We start from the raw sequence: 18,751 nt of genomic DNA on the forward strand, positions 1-18,751 counted from the left end.
GATCGCTCACTCCGGTTTAACTTTTATGACATCACCTCCGTTTAGTTCCTGGAACCCCGTGACTATAAGACGGTCTCCTTCCTTGAGTCCCTGCGTTACTTCGATCCGCCCCCTGTATTTTTTCCCCGTAAGAATCACCACTTTCTTCGCCGTGTTGCCGTCTGCCACCATCACGTATTCCGTTCCGTCTTCTCCTTTCATAATCACCGAGGAGGAAATCACAATGCCCGGGGCGGGCGACACATAATCGGCGATACGCAGCACGGCAATCATGTTGGGATGATATTCTTTTTTGTTGTCAAGCATCATTTCCGCCGTAAAGGTCCTGTTCAGGGGATTGATAACGCGCGCGGCATAACTCAGTTTGCCGGTCACGGAATCTTTCATATCCGGAAAATAAACGAACACCTCATTGCCGGTTTTCACTTTCCCTGCGTACGACTCGGGCACTTCTGCTTTTACTTTCATGCCGTTAAAGTTCACTACGGTTACCACCGGCATGCCCGGGCCAAGCATTTGTCCCACCTTCGCATATACTGCATCAATGGTTCCGTCTATCGGCGAAGTGATGCGGGTGAGTTCGAGCTGCTCCTGTAACGACTGCATTTTTTTCTCCAGTCCCTCTTTCTGACTCTTTGCGGCGAGGTATTGTACTTCCGTGCCAATCTTCTGATCCCAGAGGTTCTTTTGTTTCTCATACAGTGTATTCGCGAGGTCCAGCGCGGTTTGCAGCTCAGCGATTCCTTTCAGAATGATCTTGCTGTCGGTTTCCGCCAGCAGCTGTCCTTTATTTACCTGCTGACCTGCCTTTACCAGCACTTTCGTTACGTTTCCGCCGATTTCCGCAGAGAGCAGAATGTTTTCTTCTGCGTCTACCATGCCCTGCACTTCCACGTAATTGCGGAAAATCTCCGCCTTCAGGGTTTGTACCAGCACCAGATGTCCGTGATCCGCAGTGGAATCGGTTCCGTTGCTTTTGAGTTGCGCTTCCAGTTCACGGATGGCGGTCTCAATTTCGGCTTTTTTAACTTTTAATTGGTCCAGTTCAGCCTGCGGATCTGATGTGCATCCGGCCAGCAGCAATGACAGTGAAAAGAAGGCGATGGAAATGTTCAGATTCATAACGGTTATTTAAGAGTTCCTTTTGCTTTTTCTAATTCGAGTTTGGATATATAATAATCGTAAAGAGCAGAGAAGTAATTCGTCTGCGCCTCACGGTAGGAGGTTTGGGCGTCAATCACTTCCAGGTTAGAGCCTACACCCTGGTCGTATTTCTTTTTGGAAACATCATAGACGTTTTTGGCCAGTTCCATATTTTTTTTCTGGGTGGTCAGCGAAAGAATCGCATTGTTGTAGTTTACGGCCGCAGCTTTTACTTCCAGACGGATGGCATTCTCGAGGTTTTTAATAGTGTTTTCTGTGATCATCCGGTTGATCTTCGATTGCTGCATGCGGTAGTACTTCTGCCCGCCGTTGAAAATGGGAACGTTCAGCGTTACTCCAACAATGGTCATGGGATACCAGTCGTGCCCGTCACTGAAATCAAAGAAATCAAACTCATTGCGCTGGGCGGTAAGGTTAAAAGTGCCATAGGCAACAAGGCTGGGGAGGTAGGACATTTTGTGGCGGCGCAACTCCAGCGTATTCAGTCGTAACTGCGATTGCATCAGGGCATATTCGCTTCTTGCGCCGAAATCCGGATTCGGCCCGTCCGGAGTTTCGGGCTGTGGCGAATCCACCGGGTCCAGTTTGTCCTTCAGCTCAATGGGCTGGGTAACATCCATGCCCATCTGGAATTTCAGGAGCGCCTCGGCAATACCGATCAGTTTTCCCACCTTCTCCTGCTCGGTAACCAGGTTGTTGTAAATAACTTCCACACGGTCCACATCAATTTTTTCTACAAAGCCGTTCTGGTGAAGCACACGGGTGTCATCCAGCAGTTTTTTAACTTTTTCCGCATTGGCCTTCAGCAACTCAAGTCTTTCCCTGTTCACCAGCACGGAATAATACGCTTTGCTCACGGCCAGCGCGGTCTCCACCCGTGCACGTTCAAGATTTTTCCGGGCCAGCGAATTGAATTCCGAAGATGCCTGCAGCGCTATCAGATAGTCGGAACTGAACAGCAGCTGCGATACGTTGATGCCCGCATTCGCATTGTATTGCAAACCGAATTTAACGGGGATGTATGTGCCCGGAGGCAGCATGAAAAATTCACCGGGCATCAGCTGCGTGGGAATATCAAGATAATCCTTTATGTCAAAACTCCCGCTGATCTGGGGAAGCCCCATCCCGGTTACTTCTTTTTGCTTCGCCCTGTTAAGCTGCTCTTCCAGCTGGGCGTTCAGTACACTGTACTGATGTGTATAAGCGAATTCTACCGCCTCTTTCAGGGTGAACGCCTGCTGGGCAGTGAGTACGGGTCCGGTGAGTAACAAGATCCAGAGGATCAGCTTCCGTGTGGTCATGTGTTTATTCATCTTCAGCAACCTGCTTGTATTTATTAATGAGTTTGTGTCCTTTCAGCGTGCAGATCCCGTACAGGAAATGTTCCAGCAGGGCAACCTGGATCTCGAGCAAGCTATGTTTGCACGGTGGAAAAACGGCGGGATTAAATCCCATCTCCACCTGCTCGATCCGCATTCTCGCCATAATGTGGGTGTTCACATCCGGCCTCACCGTTCCTTCCGCTTTCCCGTCTTCAATATTTTTTTCAATCACCCCCAGCATAAAGCTGTTCTTGAAATCTGTAAATATCTTCCAGGCTTTGGGATGGTATTTTTGAAGATCATAAAATACGGAGGGATTCATCCGCGAGAACATCTCCGTCATGTGCCGCATGATACCGAAGACCTGTTCGATCATATTGCGGTCCGGACTGCAGATGGTACAGATCTCCTGTTTATCCCAGGTTAGCTTGGCTTCCATCAGCGCCGTAACAATCTCGTCCTTGTCAGAGAACGACTGGTAAATGGTTTTTTTCGACATGCCCAGGTGGTTGGCAATGTCATCCATCGTTACCGAGCGGATCCCGTTCCGGAAGAAGAGTTCCTGCGCCCCATGTAGTATTCTTTCTTTGGTCATATTCCTGCTGACAATGCAAAACTATGGAAACAATAAACACGCGCAGAGTTTCCATAGAAATTTTATTCTCCTGTTAATCAGCAGGTTAATATTAGGTGTTAAAACACGCAAATAAAAAAGGCCTCCTTTTCGGGAGGCCTTAAGCAGGAGGCAGAAGCGGTTTTAGTAGGTGATAACCTTTTTGTATGCATCGGCTTTTCCGTTGGAAACTTCCAGCATATAGATGCCTTTTCCGGAAGCGGAAATGTTGATCTGCCGGTGGTAATTTCCGGAAAAATCTCCCATCTTTTCTTCAAAGACCACCTGTCCGATGGAATTATAAATTCGGATCGTGTAATCGTCTTTCGCCAGGGTTTCAAAGTTCAGTTCAAACTGGCCCTGGCTCGGATTAGGGTAAAGCTGGAAACTTCCGGCGGCAAACAATTCTTCCACCGATGAACAGGTATACACCGTTCCGGTTACGGGTGTACGGCCGGTATTACATACGATATTGGTGTAATTCCAGTCGTAGAAGAAGTAATAGTAACCGGGACTTCCGGCGTTGCTGTTCGTAATGTTCACGCTGGGAGAGGTGTAAGGATACACTGCACCGGAGGAATTCCGGTAGAGGTCTACTAATCCGCGGCATTTAATAAAATAATTGTTTCCGGGATAAATGGGAATATCCAGGATCACCGCTGTGGGAGTAGAAGGTGATGCAGGAATGAATACCGTAGTGTCCTTGTAGAGATTTCCGTTTCCGTCCAGTATCTCAATGGTTCTGTTACCGGCGGAGTTGGAATAAACGGCTACGGTATTGAGTACGATGGGACTTAACACATCAAAGTACTGTCCGCGGATATCGTTGGCTACGAACATGGCGCCCGCTCCCATCGTGTTATTCAGTGGTCCAACCTGTCCGATACTGCCGTTCGGGAACGTTTCATCCACATACCAGGTTGTGGTGGCAGTGATGTTGGGATTATACGTAGGTCCGGTATTCACCTGGTTTCCTCCTCCCGGCGCATCCCACCAGCGAAGTGTTCCGCCGGAACCCGAGGCGGTGAGATTCACAATACCTCCGGGTGAACACACTGAATCACCCACAGTGGTTGGATTCGGATTGGTGCTGGAAGCGATGGTGATGTAATTTGTCTTCGTTTCTGTGTCCGTTCCGTTGGAATTGGAAACCGTAAGTGTTACGGTATAAGTTCCCGGGGTATTGTAATATACCAGCGGGGGATTCTGTCCGTTGAACGACGATGGTGTTCCGCCGGGGAAACTCCAGTTCCAGGACGTGGGAAGGAACGGAGAGTAGTCCGTGAACTGTATGGCAGTACCCGGACAATCAATTAATTTATTAGCGGAGAAATTCGCGATGGGAGCTTCACTGCCGGGAGTATAGAATGATGATTCCCAAACACCGCGTCCGTAAGTGGATGCGCGCAGTTTATTTCCTGCATAGTAGATCTCGATCTGAGTAACCACCACATTGGGGAGTCCTCCGCTGAACGGCTGCCATACGCTCATGGTTCCGTCAACGTAATAAACGCCGGCATCTGTTCCGATGTAAACACCGTCGTTCGTACCGTTATGGTAGGTGATGCAGTTTACCGGAATGTTGGGTAGTCCGCCCGACATATTGGTCCAGGTGGCACCCTGATCGGTGGTTTTTAAAACTTTGAGTGTATTGGTGAAACCCGAGAAAGTAACCCATACTTTGTTCGCATCTGTATTATGGCAGGCAATATAGGAAATGCTGCCGCCGGGAAGTGAGGTAACCTGTGTCCAGCTGCCTCCTCCGTTGGTTGTTTTATAGAGTGCGCCGCCTTTGGCTGCCCATACCACCTGTGTATTGGAAGGTGCAATGGCAATAGCAGAAATGGTGCTGGTTCCGGGAATATTTCCCATCACCGTCCAGTTCTGGCCCCCGTTGGTGCTGCGCCACATATTTACAAATCCGGCATAGAGTGTGCTTCCGGTGGTAGGACTTTCTTTCCAGGGTGTTACCCAGGCTCCTGTTTCCGTGATGCCGGTATTGGCACCCGACCAGGAAGTACCTCCGTTGGTAGAGCGGTTGAGAGATCCGTCGTACTGCGATCCCCACATATTATTATTGTTGAACTGGGAAATGAAACAGAGCATGCCATCGCCTCCCATCACTTCTGCCCAGGAACCGTTGTAGCGGTTCGTTCCGTTATCCTGCCATCCGGTGAGAAGCAGGTTGGCAGTGGTAGCCGACTGACCGAATCCATACATCTGGGAAATAGCCAGATCATTTCCGAGGTCTGTCCATGAACCGCCGCTGTTGGTAGTAACATAAACACCTCCGTCGCAGGCCATGTAATAGGAAGTTCCGCTGACAAAAACAATGTCGTGATAATCTACGTGCGTACCAAAGCCGTTCGAACTCCAGGAGGTTCCGTTATTGGTGGAACGCAGGAACTGTGTTTGTCCGCCAATCACAATTTCACTGGCACTGGTGGGCGAAGCGTCAATGCAGAGGTCGTACCACTGCTGGTTTCCGATATTGGGTGTGCTGGGTTGTGTAAAGCTGGCTCCGCTGTTGGTGGAATAATAGAACCCTTCGGTTCCGTAGTTAGGAGCAGGAAGTCCTGCAATGATATATACCTTGGTAGGATCTGCTTCTGTAACCGCAATCGCCATGCGTGAGCAGTTGGCGGCGGTGGGAAGCGGGCTTCCGGTGATCAGGTTCCAGGTTACTCCGTTATCGGTGGAGCGGTAGAACTGGTTGCCGGCAGCGTAAACCGTATTCGGATCGCCGGGTTTGAATTCCATGTCCTTGAAAGATCCGGTAGTGGAAATGTTCCAGGTTGCTCCGGCATCGGTAGAACGGTAAATGCCTCCGGAAGTGGCCACCAGCAGGATATTGCTGTTGGTGGGATGGATCATCACTTTACTCATCATCCGGATCTGTGAAGTCACAAACGTGAGTCCGGTGGTATTCCAGGTTTGTCCGCCGTCGGTGGACTTAAGAAGTCCCACAGAATAATTATCCCCCGCGTCGCCGTCGCCGGTGGCGAGGTACATAATTTGAGTATTGCTGGGATCAATAGCCACATCGGTACATCCGATCACGAAGGGCAGCTGGTCGGTATTGGTGGTCCAGTTCTGTCCGCCGTTGGTAGATTTCCACAATCCGCCGGAAGGAGAGCCTGTCCAGAGGATCTGGGAATTATTCGGGTCAACCCGGATGAAATTACAACGGCCGTTCCCTCCACCGGAGGGAGTGGTTTGCGGTCCTACAAAAGTCCAATTCCCGGCCTGGAATCCTCCGGTCTGCTGGCGGTAATTTTGCATTTCCATCCACACGGCGGCGGGATTGAAACGTTCGCCGGTAGCAGAAACGCGCGGAGCGTGGAACCATTCCCAGCGTTTGTATTGTTTATATCCTGGAATTTTAACCGGGTCGGAGCCGTTAGCCGAGCGGTAGGTGGAGATGTAATCATTTTTGTACGCGTTGAACGTAGCCTGTACGTCAAAGAAATTCGCGTTGGGGTCCTGCATTTTGCTTACCCAGTCGTGCACCTGCTGAGCCGAGAGGGTGCCGCTTAGGACAACTGCGAAGCAGAACATCGCGAAACGTGAAAGATTTTTCATGGGCTTGATTTTGGTTTTGGTCTTGGTCTTTTTAAGGTTAGTAAATGTAGGGCAAGGATTCGGGAGATGCAAATTCAAAGGCGCCGTTCATCCCAATTGTCTTTAACCTACTGATTGTCAGGGAAGAGTTGTAGAAAGTGGAATGCAATAGAAACCTGAAAACTGCTATATTTGTTTCCCGAAAAAAATGGGGGATTAGCTCAGCTGGCTAGAGCGTTTGCATGGCATGCAAAAGGTCATCGGTTCGACTCCGATATTCTCCACCAAAGAAGGTTTGATCAGATGCCCTTCATTGTATACATCTTGTATTCTGAGTCCTCAGACAAATACTACACTGGTCATACTGAATTTCAGGAAAATAGAATCTTCCGACACAATAATTCCGGTAGCAGATCTACAAAACATGCCAAAGACTGGGAGTTGAAGTATAAGGAGGAGTTTCCAACTCGATCTGAAGCAATGAAGCGTGAGAGGGAAATAAAAAAGAAGAAAAGCAGGAAATATATTGAAAGAATTATCGGCCAAGCTGGCTAGGCGTCCCGCGTGAAACGCGGGAAGGTCATCGGTTCGACTCCGATATTCTCCACAATGAATATGAGTTCAGAGTTACAGCAACTCAAATAGAGTTTATAAAAAAGTGATGAAGAGTAGGATTTTTTTAAACAAGGAATTCCCGGTGAATGCCAGAGCGCCCCGAGACATCGGGGAGGTCATCGGTATTCTTCACACAAATTGAAAGGGTACAATATGATTTTTTGTTTTTGCACTAATGAAGATATGACTGTTTCTTTGGCGCGGGGTTTTTTTACTGCCAATTAAGCATGTTGCAATTTTCTTCCTGACCCGGGGAACCGAACAGGGCATGTTCTTCGATGAATCCTTCTTTTTACAGCCTTAACTTCCCACCTATTTACCTGATTATTAGGGTAGTTTCTTTAAAAATTTGTACATTTGCGCCCCATGACCCGGAAGGTATTTACGGCACCGGCTGTTATTATCACATTGATAGTTAGCATCTTAGTTCCCTCCTGTGTCAGCCGCAAGGATGTAGCCTACTTTCAGCCGAAAGAGCACTCCGGAGATTCGGAAAAAACAACGGTTCAAACGCAGTTCGTACATAAGCTCGGAAGCGGGGATATTCTCGGCATCATGGTGGCTTCCTTAAGCCCCGAAGCCAGCGCTTTATTCAATCCCTTCCCGGCAGTACTCAATAGCACAATGAACCAGACCAACCAAACCAATGCCCCTGCGGCTGCCACAGGATACATGGTAGACCTGGAGGGAAATATTACCATCCCGCTCATCGGTAAACTCAACGTGAAAGGATACACCACCGCTCAGCTTACCGATACACTGAGCATTAAACTGATCAAGTATCTGAAAGAACCTACAGTGAGTGTTCGCGTGCTGAATTTCCGCGTTTCTATTATGGGAGAGGTCAACCGCCCTTCTGTTTATACTATTCCCAACGAAAAGATTACCCTTCCGGAAGCCCTGAGCCTGGCGGGTGATCTCACCATCTACGGGAACCGGAAGAACATCCTGGTTATACGTGAGGTGAACGGACAAAGAGAATTTGCACGTATAGACCTCACCAAAAGAGATTTTTTTAATTCGCCGTATTATTATCTGCAGAGCAACGACCTTGTGTATGTAGAACCCGGCAAGGGAAAGTATAATTCTACCGACCGTACGGTTCAGCTGGCACCCATTGTGATCAGCAGTTTAACCCTGATGACCCTTATTTATTCTGCTTTTGTACGATGAGCAACGGAACCGGACCAGCTATTGATCCCCGCTTCCAGGGCGAACGGGAAGAGGAACCGGTGAACCTCCGCGAGCTGGTGTTCAGGTACCTGGCCTATTGGAAATGGTTTGTGGTATCAGTGATCGCCTGTGTTTTCTGCGGATATGTTTACCTCCGATATTCTCCCGTGAAATACAGCATTAAGGCCTCCATCCTGGTAAAAGATGAGAAGAAAGGCATAGGGCAGGATGCTATGCTGAAGGAACTGGACATTTTCGGATCCAATAAAGTAGTGGAAAATGAAATGGAGATCTTGCGCTCCTTTACACTGATGTCTAAAGTAGTTCATGACCTGAACCTGAATATACGGTATTACTCAAAAAAGAAGGTAAAGGACTCTGAGATCTATAATAACTGTCCTGTGCTGGTGGAGTTGGTGGGAGATTCAGGTGATGGATTTATAGAACCGATTCATCTGCATATTGTGGGCGGAAAAACCGTGGAGTTGGATGGTAAACCGGTAGAGCTGAACAAAGAAATAAAGCTGCCCGAAGGAATCATAAAGATCAATCTTACAGGAAAGGATGTTACGGCGGAAGATATTGTTGTTCGGATACAGTCCGAAGAAAGCATGACCGAAGCCCTCTTGCTGGAATTAAAAGTAGAACCCAGCAGCAAGATGTCCACCGTGCTGATGATGAGTATTGAGGATAATATGTCACAACGGGGAGTAGAGGTGCTGGATTACCTCATTAAAGCTTACAACGAGGCCTCCCTGGAGGATAAAAACAAAGTGGCCTCCAACACCCTGGTATTTATTGAAGAACGTTTGCGCCTGCTCAGCGGAGATCTGAACAAGGTAGAGCAGAGCGTGGAGGAGTTTAAATCCAAAGAAGGCATCACCAATATATCGGAGGAGGGCCGCTTGTTTTTACAGAGCGTGCAGGAAAACGATATGCAGATCTCCCAGGCAAAAATTCAACTGAGTGTTCTGAACAGTGTGGCGGAGTATGTGAAGAAGAAGGACAACCAGCCGGGCACTGTTCCTGCCACGCTGGGCATCTCGGATCCTACGCTGCTGAGCCTGATCGCGCAGTTATCGCAAACGGAGCTGCAGCGGGAGCGGACCCTGAAATTAACAAGAGAGGACAATCCCCTGGTGCTGGCGCTGGACGATCAGATCCGCATGCTGAAGAAGAGCATCCTGGAAAATATTGAAACATTAAGAAAAAACATCAATCTCACCCTGGAGCAGTTGGGGAACCAGAATGCGAAACTGGAGAGTTTCATCCGCAGCATCCCTGGCAAGGAGCGGATACTTGTGGACATTACACGCCAGCAGGCCATCAAGAACAACCTGTATATTTTTCTTCTGGAGAAGCGGGAAGAAACCGCCTTGTCTTTTGCATCTGCAGTATCGGACAGCAGAACCATTGATTCCGCGCGCAGCACCTCGCTGCCGGTAAAGCCGGTTCGCAAGGTGGTGTATCTCCTGTCCTTTGTACTGGGACTCGCATTGCCTTTCGGCGCCATTTACATTTCGGATCTGTTCAACGACAAAGTGCGGAGCCGTGAGGATATTGCAAGGGCCACGCATGCGCCGGTGATAGGTGAGATCTCCTTTGCAAAGGATGCGGAGGGTATTATTGTAGATCCGAAGAGCCGCACGGCGGTGGTGGAGCAAATAAGGGCATTGCGCACGAATCTGGCCTTTTCAGGTGCCGGGAGCAAAGTGCAGAGCATACTGTTCACCTCCGGCATGAGCGGGGAGGGCAAGTCTTTCATCTCTTTAAACCTGGGCGCGGGCCTGGCCATGACGGGGAAGAAGACAGTGATATTAGAGCTGGACATGCGGAGGCCGAAGATCCACAGAAGCCTGAATTTAAGTGCAGAGAAGGGCCTGAGCAATTACCTGATTGGTGCGGCGCATGCGGAGGAGATTATTCAGCAGGTGCCGGGGCACGAGAACTTCTATATGATCCCCTGCGGACCGGTGCCCCCAAATCCGGTAGAGATACTGCTGAACGGCAAGATAGAGGAGCTGATAGAGGAGTTGCGCAGGAAGTTCGATTACATCATTATAGATACACCGCCCATTGGCATTGTAACGGATGCGCAGATTCTGGCAAAGAGTGCAGACGTAACCATTTACGTTTTACGTCACAATTACACACCCAAATCGAACCTGCTTATGCTGGAAGAGCTCTACCGGGGACAGAAATTTCACAACCTGCATTTAGTCTTTAATGCCATCAAAGAGGGCTCAAGATATGGGTATAAGTATGGGTATGGATATGGATATGGTGGATATGGGGTTGACGAAAAGCAGAAATCTTAGCAATTCGTTCTCAATGAAAGAGGACACAGAGAAGTTATAGTAAAGTGTAAAGCGAAACTTTATCATGAACCTTTCCTATTTGTTGGGTAACTATAAGGATGCCGGGTATTACTTTTTAGGAACTATGGTTCAGGTGTGTTTTTCATTCCTTGTGCAACCTGTATATTCTTCATATCTCTCAGCAGAAGATTTTGGCATCCTAGGCTTCTTTGATTCGTTAAAGGGCCTGTTATTACCCATTTTTATTTTCGGGATGCCTCAAGTGTTTCTAATGAAATATTATAATAATTCCGCACAAGAGAACCGAGTAATCTTCAAGAACATGATTTTTTTCTATTTTTTTGGTTCTCTGGTGTTATCTGCCATTGTATTTCCAGCGTGTTATTCGTACTTCGATTTGACTGCCGTTGGAATTCCCTTCTTACCTTATATTGTTTTTATGTTGCTTTCTATCATCTTTGATAACATAAAAATGATGATTTTGTTGCATTACCGAATCGAAAAGAAATCTTCTAAATATTTTCTCTTCTCGGTAGTATTTACCGCATTTAATTTTGCTCTAGGTTTGTTATTTGTTGCGGAGTTTGAATGGGGCATCTTAGGAAGATTTGCTGCGCCTCTTGTCACAAACCTTTTGATGCTTCCAATTTGCTTGATTGCCATTAAGCAATGGACGGCAGGGCAAATTGATTATCAAATTATTCTCAGACTTTTCAAGTATGCCATTCCGTTAGTTTTATCTGGGGTTGCTTTTGTGATTCTTCCAAACATGGATCGAATTTTTTTAGAGACTGAAAATGATCTTAATGAGCTGGGGCTGTATAGTTTAGCAATTACGATAACAAATATGTTTAACCTTGGGATATCAAGTTTACAGAATGCATTTGAGCCGGATATTTTTAAGGCGGCAAATTCGAGAGAGGGAGGGGCAATTCTGAGAATATTTGGATACACATTTATACCCAGTATTATCGGGATGGGCATTTTTATTATTTTCTCTAGCGAAATTATAGGATACCTTACTAGTCAGAGATATTTGGGAGCGGTGAAATACGCAAATCTGTTAATTGTGGGGGTGCTGATAATGAGCATTTTTTACTTTTTTGACAAGACTATTTTGGCATTGCAAAACAGAAGGGCAAGTTTGTTTAATAATCTGGCCGGAGCAGCTTTAGGCCTTCTCGTGTATTATTTTTTTATTAGTAGGTATCATTTTTTGGGAGCAGCGCTGGCAAAAATCTTCATCGGTGTGTTTATGAGCATCTTTTCGGGGTTAATTGTATATCTGCAACTTAGCCATCGTTGATTGTGGAAACTGCTGTACTCTTATTAACATATAATCGGCCTATTTACACAGAACGGTTATTTGAAGTGCTTAGGAAACACGAGATTCGGGATCTATTTGTTTTTAATGATGGCCCTAAGGGTGATTCGATGGAGGATAGGAAAGCTCGGGAGGAAATTATCCGCTTAGTAGCGACATGTGATTGGGAGTGTAATATCAGATGGTATTTGCCCGAAAGGAACATGGGTTGTGGTGAGGGAGTTTCGTCAGCAATAGACTGGGCATTCAACTTCACTGAGGAATTAATAATATTAGAGGATGATTGTATCCCCAACGATTCGTTTTTCAACTATTGTAGAACAATGTTGGAAATGTTTAAACATGATGAAATCGTAATGCATATTTCCGGTTCGCGATGGTCCGAAGATTACAGGAATGTTCAGGACTTTTATTTTTTTAGCAAATACGCACATGTTTGGGGGTGGGCAACATGGAAGCGCGCTTGGAAACTTTATGATTACAAACTTCGATCATGGAGTGAAATGGATGAATCAAATTTTAAAGCAAAATTTTTCAAAGATGAATATAGATATTGGCAAAGTATATGGGACATGCTAATTGGGGGATCTGAGAACATTAATACCTGGGACTATCAATGGCAATTTTGCATTCATAAATATGGTGGTATTTGTGTGACTCCTGAGGTGAACTTGATATCAAATATTGGCACGGAGGGAACGCATACAACGGAGGGCCGAGATCTCTCATATTATAATCGAGCCACATTTCGATTAGAGTTCCCTAGTTGTATACCCAAATATCAATTGGAGAATAATAACTTCTTTGACAGACACCATTTTAATAAGCATATCAATAAACGAAAAACTTTAGCGAAACGAATAAATAATAAGTTGAGGAGGTTTATTAGAAGGAAATTTAAAAGCCTTATTGGAGTGAGAAATTTAAGCGATGTGAATGAACTGCCTTTGCAAAACAGGCGATCAAAATGATGTTAATTTAACCTAACTCTCTTACTAATACTGTCCAGCGAATCCGAAGCGAAGACAAGAACGAGACAAATGTGGGGCGAGTGGTTATTGATAGCAAATATTGTCAATGATGAGAATTCTTTGGTTTACAAACACACCTTGTTCATATTATGAAGGCATGGAGACATCTTCAGGCTCCGGGGGATGGATGACTTCATTAGAGAAGGAAATCAAGAATCAAAAGGGAATACAGCTGGGAGTATGTTTTATCTCCCGCAAGCAGGAAAGTTATAAAAGAGTAGATAGCGTACAGTATTTCCCCATCAGAGATGGTTATTCTGGTACTAAGATCGGCCGTTGGTTGGTTAGAAGATTTGATCTGGAGAATGATAGCTATATCCTTGAGCGGGCTATGGAAGTTATAAATGAGTTTCATCCGGATATTATTCATGTGCACGGAACTGAAAATTGTTTCGGCTTGCTACGAGCGCGATGCAAGATTCCAATGGTTATTTCAATCCAGGGAGTACTGAATGAATTGTTACCCGTATTTCTGGGTGATGTTGCAGCAAAGAAGCTAAGAGCATTATCAAAGATAAAGAATCAACTTCTCGTAAATGACATTCTAAGTCGTTGGCGTAAATTTAAGCGTAACTCTTATAGGGAAAGGCGAATATTTTCTTTTAATAAGTACTATATCGGCCGGACTGAGTATGACCGGAGCCTGGTCAACAGCTATTCTCCCGGAGCATTTTATTTTCATGGAGAGGAGTTGTTGCGTCCGGTATTTTATATGAAGTCATCTGAAAGAATTGCGCCGCTGAAGAGGCTGGTATTGTGTACTATTATTGGTGATAATTTGTATAAGGGCTATGATAGAATATTGAAGATGGCAAAAATATTGAAGGATCGTAATATCAAGTTTGAGTGGAGAGTAATTGGAGTTAGTGAGAAATCTGAGAGTGTTTATGTCACAGAGAAATATTTTAAACTTGCTCATTCTGAGCTGAATATTCAGCTACTCGGTTCGCAGACAGATCGGGAAATTGCTAGTCAACTCTCGGAGGCAATGGTGTACTGTCATAGCAGTTATTTAGAAAACAGCTCTAATGCATTATGTGAGGCACAAATATCGGGCCTTCCGGTTATCGCATTTGATAATGGCGGATCTTCTTCCATCATTACTAACGGAACTGACGGAATACTAGTCAGAGAGGGAGACTGTAAGTTATTTGCGGAAGAGATAGTTAGATTGTCCGAGGACGAGAACAGGTGTAAATCACTGGCAATGATGGCACAAAGGCGGGCAATGGAAAGGCATAATAGGACTCGAGTTGCACATGAATATATCGGGATATATAATAATATTAGAGTTAGTCAAAGTGATTTGGATTAAAGAAAAGGTTTGTAAGACAATTTTGATTAATTCAGGTTGAATTACCCTATTCTAATTAGTGTGAACTGAAAGAAGTTGGATTTGATTTACACGTGTATTACCCGTGTTTTAGAAAATTTAAAATATAGAAAATGATAGTTCTGGGAGTACATCAGGGACATGATTCATCAGCCGCTATAGTTAAGGATGGTCAAATAGTAGCAGATGTTCAGGAGGAAAGATTCGCAAGGGTTAAACATTCGGCAAATGCTCCGATTCATGCCATTAATTATTGTTTACGACATGCCGGATTGAAAGATATAAACGAAATAGATTGTATCAGCGTTGCAGCTGACACCTGTTCTGTGGAACTTATTCGATTATTTGGATTAAAGGAGAATAGCAGCAAAGTAAATGAGATGGCAAAGCGAATCGGAAGAAGGATTTTACGAATGCCACCTAGATTATCTGAGTTAAAGCCACCTTTATATTTTTCATCATTTAGAATTATTGAAGCTGAAAAGATTAAAAATTACAATCACCATTTAGCTCATGCAGCTAGTGCTTACTTTACAAGAAATAATGCCAAGAAGTGTCTGATATTTACTGTGGATGGCGCAGGGGATAGAATATGTACCGCAATATGGCAGGGGGAAGGCAACGAAATTAAATTGTTGAAGTGCTATGATAAAGAGGCAGCTATTGGCTGGGCATATAGTATTGTCACAGAGGGCTTGCACTGGATCCATGGGGATGGAGAAGGGAAAACCATGGGACTGGCGCCGTATGGAAATTTTGAGTTATGCGAAGGCATACTTGATGATTATTTCCCACAATTTGAGAATGAGAGATTGATCAAACCCTCAAAATTGGGAAAATCATATTATTGGAGTGAAAGCGGATCAATGCAATTTCATTTGGATGAAGCATACGAGGCTGAGAAATTAATTTTGAAATACGGGAGGGAGAATGTTGCCGCAGAAGCGCAGCGCAAATTGGAGGAGTGCGTTATGCATTTGGTGTATGGCTGGGTTAAGAAAACAGGCATTAACAGAATTGCATTCGCAGGAGGAGTCATGCTGAATGTGAAGTTAAATCAAAGAATTTGGAACAGCCGGCGTGATTTAATTGTAGAGCAGCATGTATACCCTAATCCGGGTGATTCTGGGCTCGCGGTAGGCGCAGCATTTCTTGAATATTACCGGCATCATAAGTTTAACGGCTATAAATTCGACAATCTTTATTTAGGGCCTGAGTACAGTAATGAGGAAATTGAGAAAGTACTTAAAATTAGAAAGGTAAAATATACTTTTGTAGATAATCCGGCGAAGCTAGGTGCTGAACTGCTTGCAAAGGATCAGATTATTGCATGGTTTCAGGGCAGAATGGAGAGCGGTCCACGCGCACTCGGTAACAGGTCTATTTTAATGAGTCCTTTAAAAGCTGCGAACAAGGATATAATAAATGCTTCGGTAAAGTTCAGGGAAGGTTTCAGGCCGTTTTGCCCCTCATTAACTTATGAAAGCAGGCATGAATACCTTAAAGACTATAAAGATGAATTTTTTATGATTACCTCATATGATGTTACTGACCATAAAAGGGAGAAGATACCTGCGGTTGTTCACGTGGATGGCACCTTGCGTCCTCAAATGGTGCAGAAAGAGACGAATCCAAGGTACTGGGAATTGATTAATGAATTCGGCAAGTTAACCGGGGAGACAATCGTACTTAACTCCTCATTTAATGTGATGGGAGAGTCCATTGTGAATACTCCACAGGAGGCAATCAGATGTTTTTATGATTCGGGGGTTGATGCATTAATTATAGGGAATTATTATTTAAAAAAGGGGGATCATTAGAATTTTATAAAAGGGGAAGAGTTGGGCGATCTGGAGTGGAAACCAAGCAAAAAGATTGAAAAGATTTCCTAAATATAATTGATTGACTAGAAAAACTAAATGGGGCCTAAATGTTAAGAACATAGGCATCAACGTTTCTTTGATTGCGTCATATCTTTTATTTGGCTATATATTTAGAGATTTTATTGCTATTTTCTCTTCGATCATTTTTATATTTCTATTAATAACAAAAAAGACAGAGTATTTACTTTTATTTCTTGGAATTGTTTTTTGCTGTGTCAATTTCTTTGTTGGGCAGAATTACATTCAGGAATCAACACTTACAAAAGTGTTAATAAATCCGAAATTATTTCTTTTTATTGTATTGATCGCCAAAAGCAGGGTAGGTTGGTATGTCAGACGTTTTGATAAAATGCTATTGGCATGGACGTTTATTCATATTACAATAGTAACATTAAGTGATGTATACAATGATAAGATAAATTTAAATGTTCTTTTGCAACCAGCTGCCGTATACGCTTTTTTGATACTAAGAAATATTCATATCGAGAACAAGACAGGTAAGGTAATTGATTTTTTAGTTGCAGTCGGTATTATTCAGATTGTTATATCATTCATGCAGTTTAGCGAAATTATTGACGCCCCAATGACTATAATGGAAGATGGTGAAGGATATTTCTTATGGACTGCCGGCTTAGACGATGCAGCATCCGGCACTTTTGGTGCAGCCTGTTCAAGTCTTACTTCTTGGTTTTGTTCAGCGTTGTTTTTAACTTTATTGGCGATTGGAATAACTATATCGAATCATATAACTGTTTGGATTGGATTATTTTTTCTAATGCATTATGCTTTTATAGATTCGAAAACAGCACTTGGTGTTTCTATTGCTATGACGGTATTCTTCATCATTAGGTTGATTAGAAAAGGAAATTTGAAGCATAGGTATTATTTTGTCATTCCGACAGTAATTATTGGTATTGCAATAATGTCCTATGCGATTGATAAGTATTATACAAGTATAGGAACAAAAGAAGATTATAAGGAATTGGTCACAAAATCAATCTCGGGAGTCACTCAACACTACAAGGAATGGGGCAAAATTGTTGGATTCGTGAATATTACTGAAGAACATCTTCGAGAGGATCCAATGAAGATATTATTAGGATATGGTCGCGGTAATTATAGATACAATGGAAATATGGGAAGGATAGAAGCAATGGATACCCCAGTCATGCAGTATAGTAATTTTACTCGAAGCAGATCTTCTCTGATTTCATCATACGCACAGATTGGTATTTGTGGATTAATAAGCAATATTTTTCTTCTGATTTTAGTTATTCGTTATATTAAATCTATGAAATTCCATACATATTATGGTGCGAGCTTTCTTATTGTTTTCCCTGTGATAATTATCAGTACAATTATATTTATGTTTCTTTACTCCGGAATACAATTCAACGATATCTTTTTTGTTTATTTTCTTTGCCTTGCAGGTTCAGTTTGTGGCGATGAATTAAATCGAGCAAAGGCTTTTTAATTTAGAACGATTGAGAAATAATACAGAGAAATGAATTTAGTCTAGATAGAAGATATGATATATTTTTGTATTCCTGTTCATAATAGAGTTGAATTCACACTCAATTGTCTTGAGAGTATCTATAAATATTGCAGCGTGCCATTTCTTGTCGTTATTTGTGACGATGGTTCTACTGATGAAACACTGAGAAAAGTTAAGTTAAATCATAGTGATGTTATTGTATTGGAAGGTGATGGTAATTTATGGTGGACAGGAGGAATAAATAGATGTATTTCATACATTTTAGAATTAGATAATATTGACTTTGATCGAGATTATATATTCACATTCAATAATGATGCGTTATTGCTTCCTGAAACAATACCGAATTTACTTCAGCATTTGAAAAAGTATCCTTATGCAATCATTGGGTGTGTGAATTTATTTGCAAATAGTAGTAATAAAATTGAACCATCAGCAATCGTCAAGCGGAGAAAATGGGGGTTGAATAGATTGAGCCAAAAGCATCAATGGGGAGAGTTATTTTATACCAGTGAGAATCTTTTAGAAGTTGAGGCTCTTTCGGGTAAGGGAGTTATTATTCCAGTTTCTGTTTTCAAAAACCATGGATTATATAATCAGGAAATGTTGCCACATTATCATGCTGATACTGAATTTACAATCAGGATGAGAAGGCATAATATAAGAGTATTTTTGTCACTAACTGCTTGTATTAAGTCATTTCAACATGAAACTGGTTTATCATTTGCAGGGGACACTCCTAGCTTCATTATGTTTCTGAGAAGCTTCTTCAGCATTAAATCAACACGGCATTTACGTTCTATATATAATTGGAACAAATTGATATACGGAAATGGGTTTATACTCTGGTTTTTTCTTCAACTGGTAGGGATATTTAAGGGGTATATTATAAGAAGGGTTCGAAATCGTTAAAATATGT

General features: G+C 43.6%; 12 protein-coding genes and 2 tRNA genes. 10 read left to right on the forward strand and 4 right to left on the reverse strand.

Annotated elements, in window-relative coordinates:
* Positions 1-6: 6 nt before the first annotated feature.
* The 4 genes from IT233_12215 to IT233_12230 all read right to left on the reverse strand — a co-directional run bounded on the left by IT233_12215 (position 7) and on the right by IT233_12230 (position 6,681).
* The gene (locus IT233_12215) at positions 7-1,122 is read right to left on the reverse strand and encodes an efflux RND transporter periplasmic adaptor subunit (GenBank protein MCC7303397.1); all 1,116 of its coding nucleotides are present in this window, start codon (positions 1,120-1,122) and stop codon (positions 7-9) included.
* A 5-nt stretch (positions 1,123-1,127) separates the two neighbouring features.
* Entirely contained in the window at positions 1,128-2,465 is a 1,338-nt protein-coding gene (locus IT233_12220) for a TolC family protein (protein MCC7303398.1), read from the reverse strand.
* A gap of 4 nt (positions 2,466-2,469) precedes the next feature.
* Positions 2,470-3,081, reverse strand: a complete 612-nt coding sequence (locus IT233_12225) for a TetR/AcrR family transcriptional regulator (protein ID MCC7303399.1) — start codon at positions 3,079-3,081, stop codon at positions 2,470-2,472.
* A 162-nt stretch (positions 3,082-3,243) separates the two neighbouring features.
* A complete protein-coding gene (locus IT233_12230; GenBank protein ID MCC7303400.1) occupies positions 3,244-6,681 on the reverse strand; it encodes a T9SS type A sorting domain-containing protein in 3,438 nt (1,145 codons plus the stop codon).
* Between the two features lie 189 nt (positions 6,682-6,870).
* Here IT233_12230 and IT233_12235 point away from each other — a divergent pair.
* The 10 genes from IT233_12235 (at position 6,871) to IT233_12280 (ending at position 18,744) form a co-directional block, all read left to right on the forward strand.
* A tRNA-Ala gene (locus IT233_12235) sits at positions 6,871-6,947 on the forward strand.
* 16 nt (positions 6,948-6,963) lie between these two features.
* On the forward strand, positions 6,964-7,215 hold the full coding sequence (locus IT233_12240) for a GIY-YIG nuclease family protein (GenBank protein ID MCC7303401.1): 252 nt from the start codon (positions 6,964-6,966) through the stop codon (positions 7,213-7,215).
* Positions 7,190-7,267, forward strand: a tRNA-Phe gene (locus IT233_12245). Before IT233_12240 ends, IT233_12245 begins: the two co-directional genes overlap by 26 nt.
* A gap of 374 nt (positions 7,268-7,641) precedes the next feature.
* Positions 7,642-8,448, forward strand: coding sequence for a polysaccharide biosynthesis/export family protein (locus IT233_12250; GenBank protein MCC7303402.1), 807 nt, complete (start codon positions 7,642-7,644; stop codon positions 8,446-8,448).
* Complete coding sequence (locus IT233_12255; GenBank protein MCC7303403.1) at positions 8,445-10,766, forward strand: polysaccharide biosynthesis tyrosine autokinase; 2,322 nt, start codon at positions 8,445-8,447, stop codon at positions 10,764-10,766. Before IT233_12250 ends, IT233_12255 begins: the two co-directional genes overlap by 4 nt.
* 64 nt (positions 10,767-10,830) lie before the next feature.
* On the forward strand, positions 10,831-12,072 hold the full coding sequence (locus IT233_12260; GenBank protein MCC7303404.1) for an oligosaccharide flippase family protein: 1,242 nt from the start codon (positions 10,831-10,833) through the stop codon (positions 12,070-12,072).
* Between the two features lie 1,146 nt (positions 12,073-13,218).
* Entirely contained in the window at positions 13,219-14,436 is a 1,218-nt protein-coding gene (locus IT233_12265; GenBank protein ID MCC7303405.1) for a glycosyltransferase, read from the forward strand.
* A gap of 131 nt (positions 14,437-14,567) precedes the next feature.
* The gene (locus tag IT233_12270; protein MCC7303406.1) at positions 14,568-16,274 is read left to right on the forward strand and encodes a hypothetical protein; all 1,707 of its coding nucleotides are present in this window, start codon (positions 14,568-14,570) and stop codon (positions 16,272-16,274) included.
* A gap of 82 nt (positions 16,275-16,356) precedes the next feature.
* Positions 16,357-17,811, forward strand: a complete 1,455-nt coding sequence (locus IT233_12275; protein MCC7303407.1) for a hypothetical protein — start codon at positions 16,357-16,359, stop codon at positions 17,809-17,811.
* Positions 17,812-17,865: 54 nt separating this feature from the next.
* A complete protein-coding gene (locus tag IT233_12280; protein MCC7303408.1) occupies positions 17,866-18,744 on the forward strand; it encodes a glycosyltransferase family 2 protein in 879 nt (292 codons plus the stop codon).
* Positions 18,745-18,751: the final 7 nt, after the last annotated feature.

The sequence above is a fragment of the Bacteroidia bacterium genome (assembly GCA_020852255.1).
Classification (GTDB): domain Bacteria; phylum Bacteroidota; class Bacteroidia; order JADZBD01; family JADZBD01; genus JADZBD01.

Bases quoted from the DNA above. Each gene is read 5' to 3' on its own strand.
- IT233_12265 (MCC7303405.1), top strand. From the start codon at position 13,219: ATGGAGACATCTTCAGGCTCCGGGGGATGGATGACTTCATTAGAGAAG.
- IT233_12220 (MCC7303398.1), bottom strand. From the start codon at position 2,465: ATGACCACACGGAAGCTGATCCTCTGGATCTTGTTACTCACCGGACCC.
- IT233_12240 (MCC7303401.1), top strand. From the start codon at position 6,964: ATGCCCTTCATTGTATACATCTTGTATTCTGAGTCCTCAGACAAATAC.
- IT233_12215 (MCC7303397.1), bottom strand. From the start codon at position 1,122: ATGAATCTGAACATTTCCATCGCCTTCTTTTCACTGTCATTGCTGCTG.
- IT233_12260 (MCC7303404.1), top strand. From the start codon at position 10,831: ATGAACCTTTCCTATTTGTTGGGTAACTATAAGGATGCCGGGTATTAC.
- IT233_12250 (MCC7303402.1), top strand. From the start codon at position 7,642: ATGACCCGGAAGGTATTTACGGCACCGGCTGTTATTATCACATTGATA.
- IT233_12255 (MCC7303403.1), top strand. From the start codon at position 8,445: ATGAGCAACGGAACCGGACCAGCTATTGATCCCCGCTTCCAGGGCGAA.
- IT233_12270 (MCC7303406.1), top strand. From the start codon at position 14,568: ATGATAGTTCTGGGAGTACATCAGGGACATGATTCATCAGCCGCTATA.
- IT233_12280 (MCC7303408.1), top strand. From the start codon at position 17,866: ATGATATATTTTTGTATTCCTGTTCATAATAGAGTTGAATTCACACTC.
- IT233_12225 (MCC7303399.1), bottom strand. From the start codon at position 3,081: ATGACCAAAGAAAGAATACTACATGGGGCGCAGGAACTCTTCTTCCGG.
- IT233_12230 (MCC7303400.1), bottom strand. From the start codon at position 6,681: ATGAAAAATCTTTCACGTTTCGCGATGTTCTGCTTCGCAGTTGTCCTA.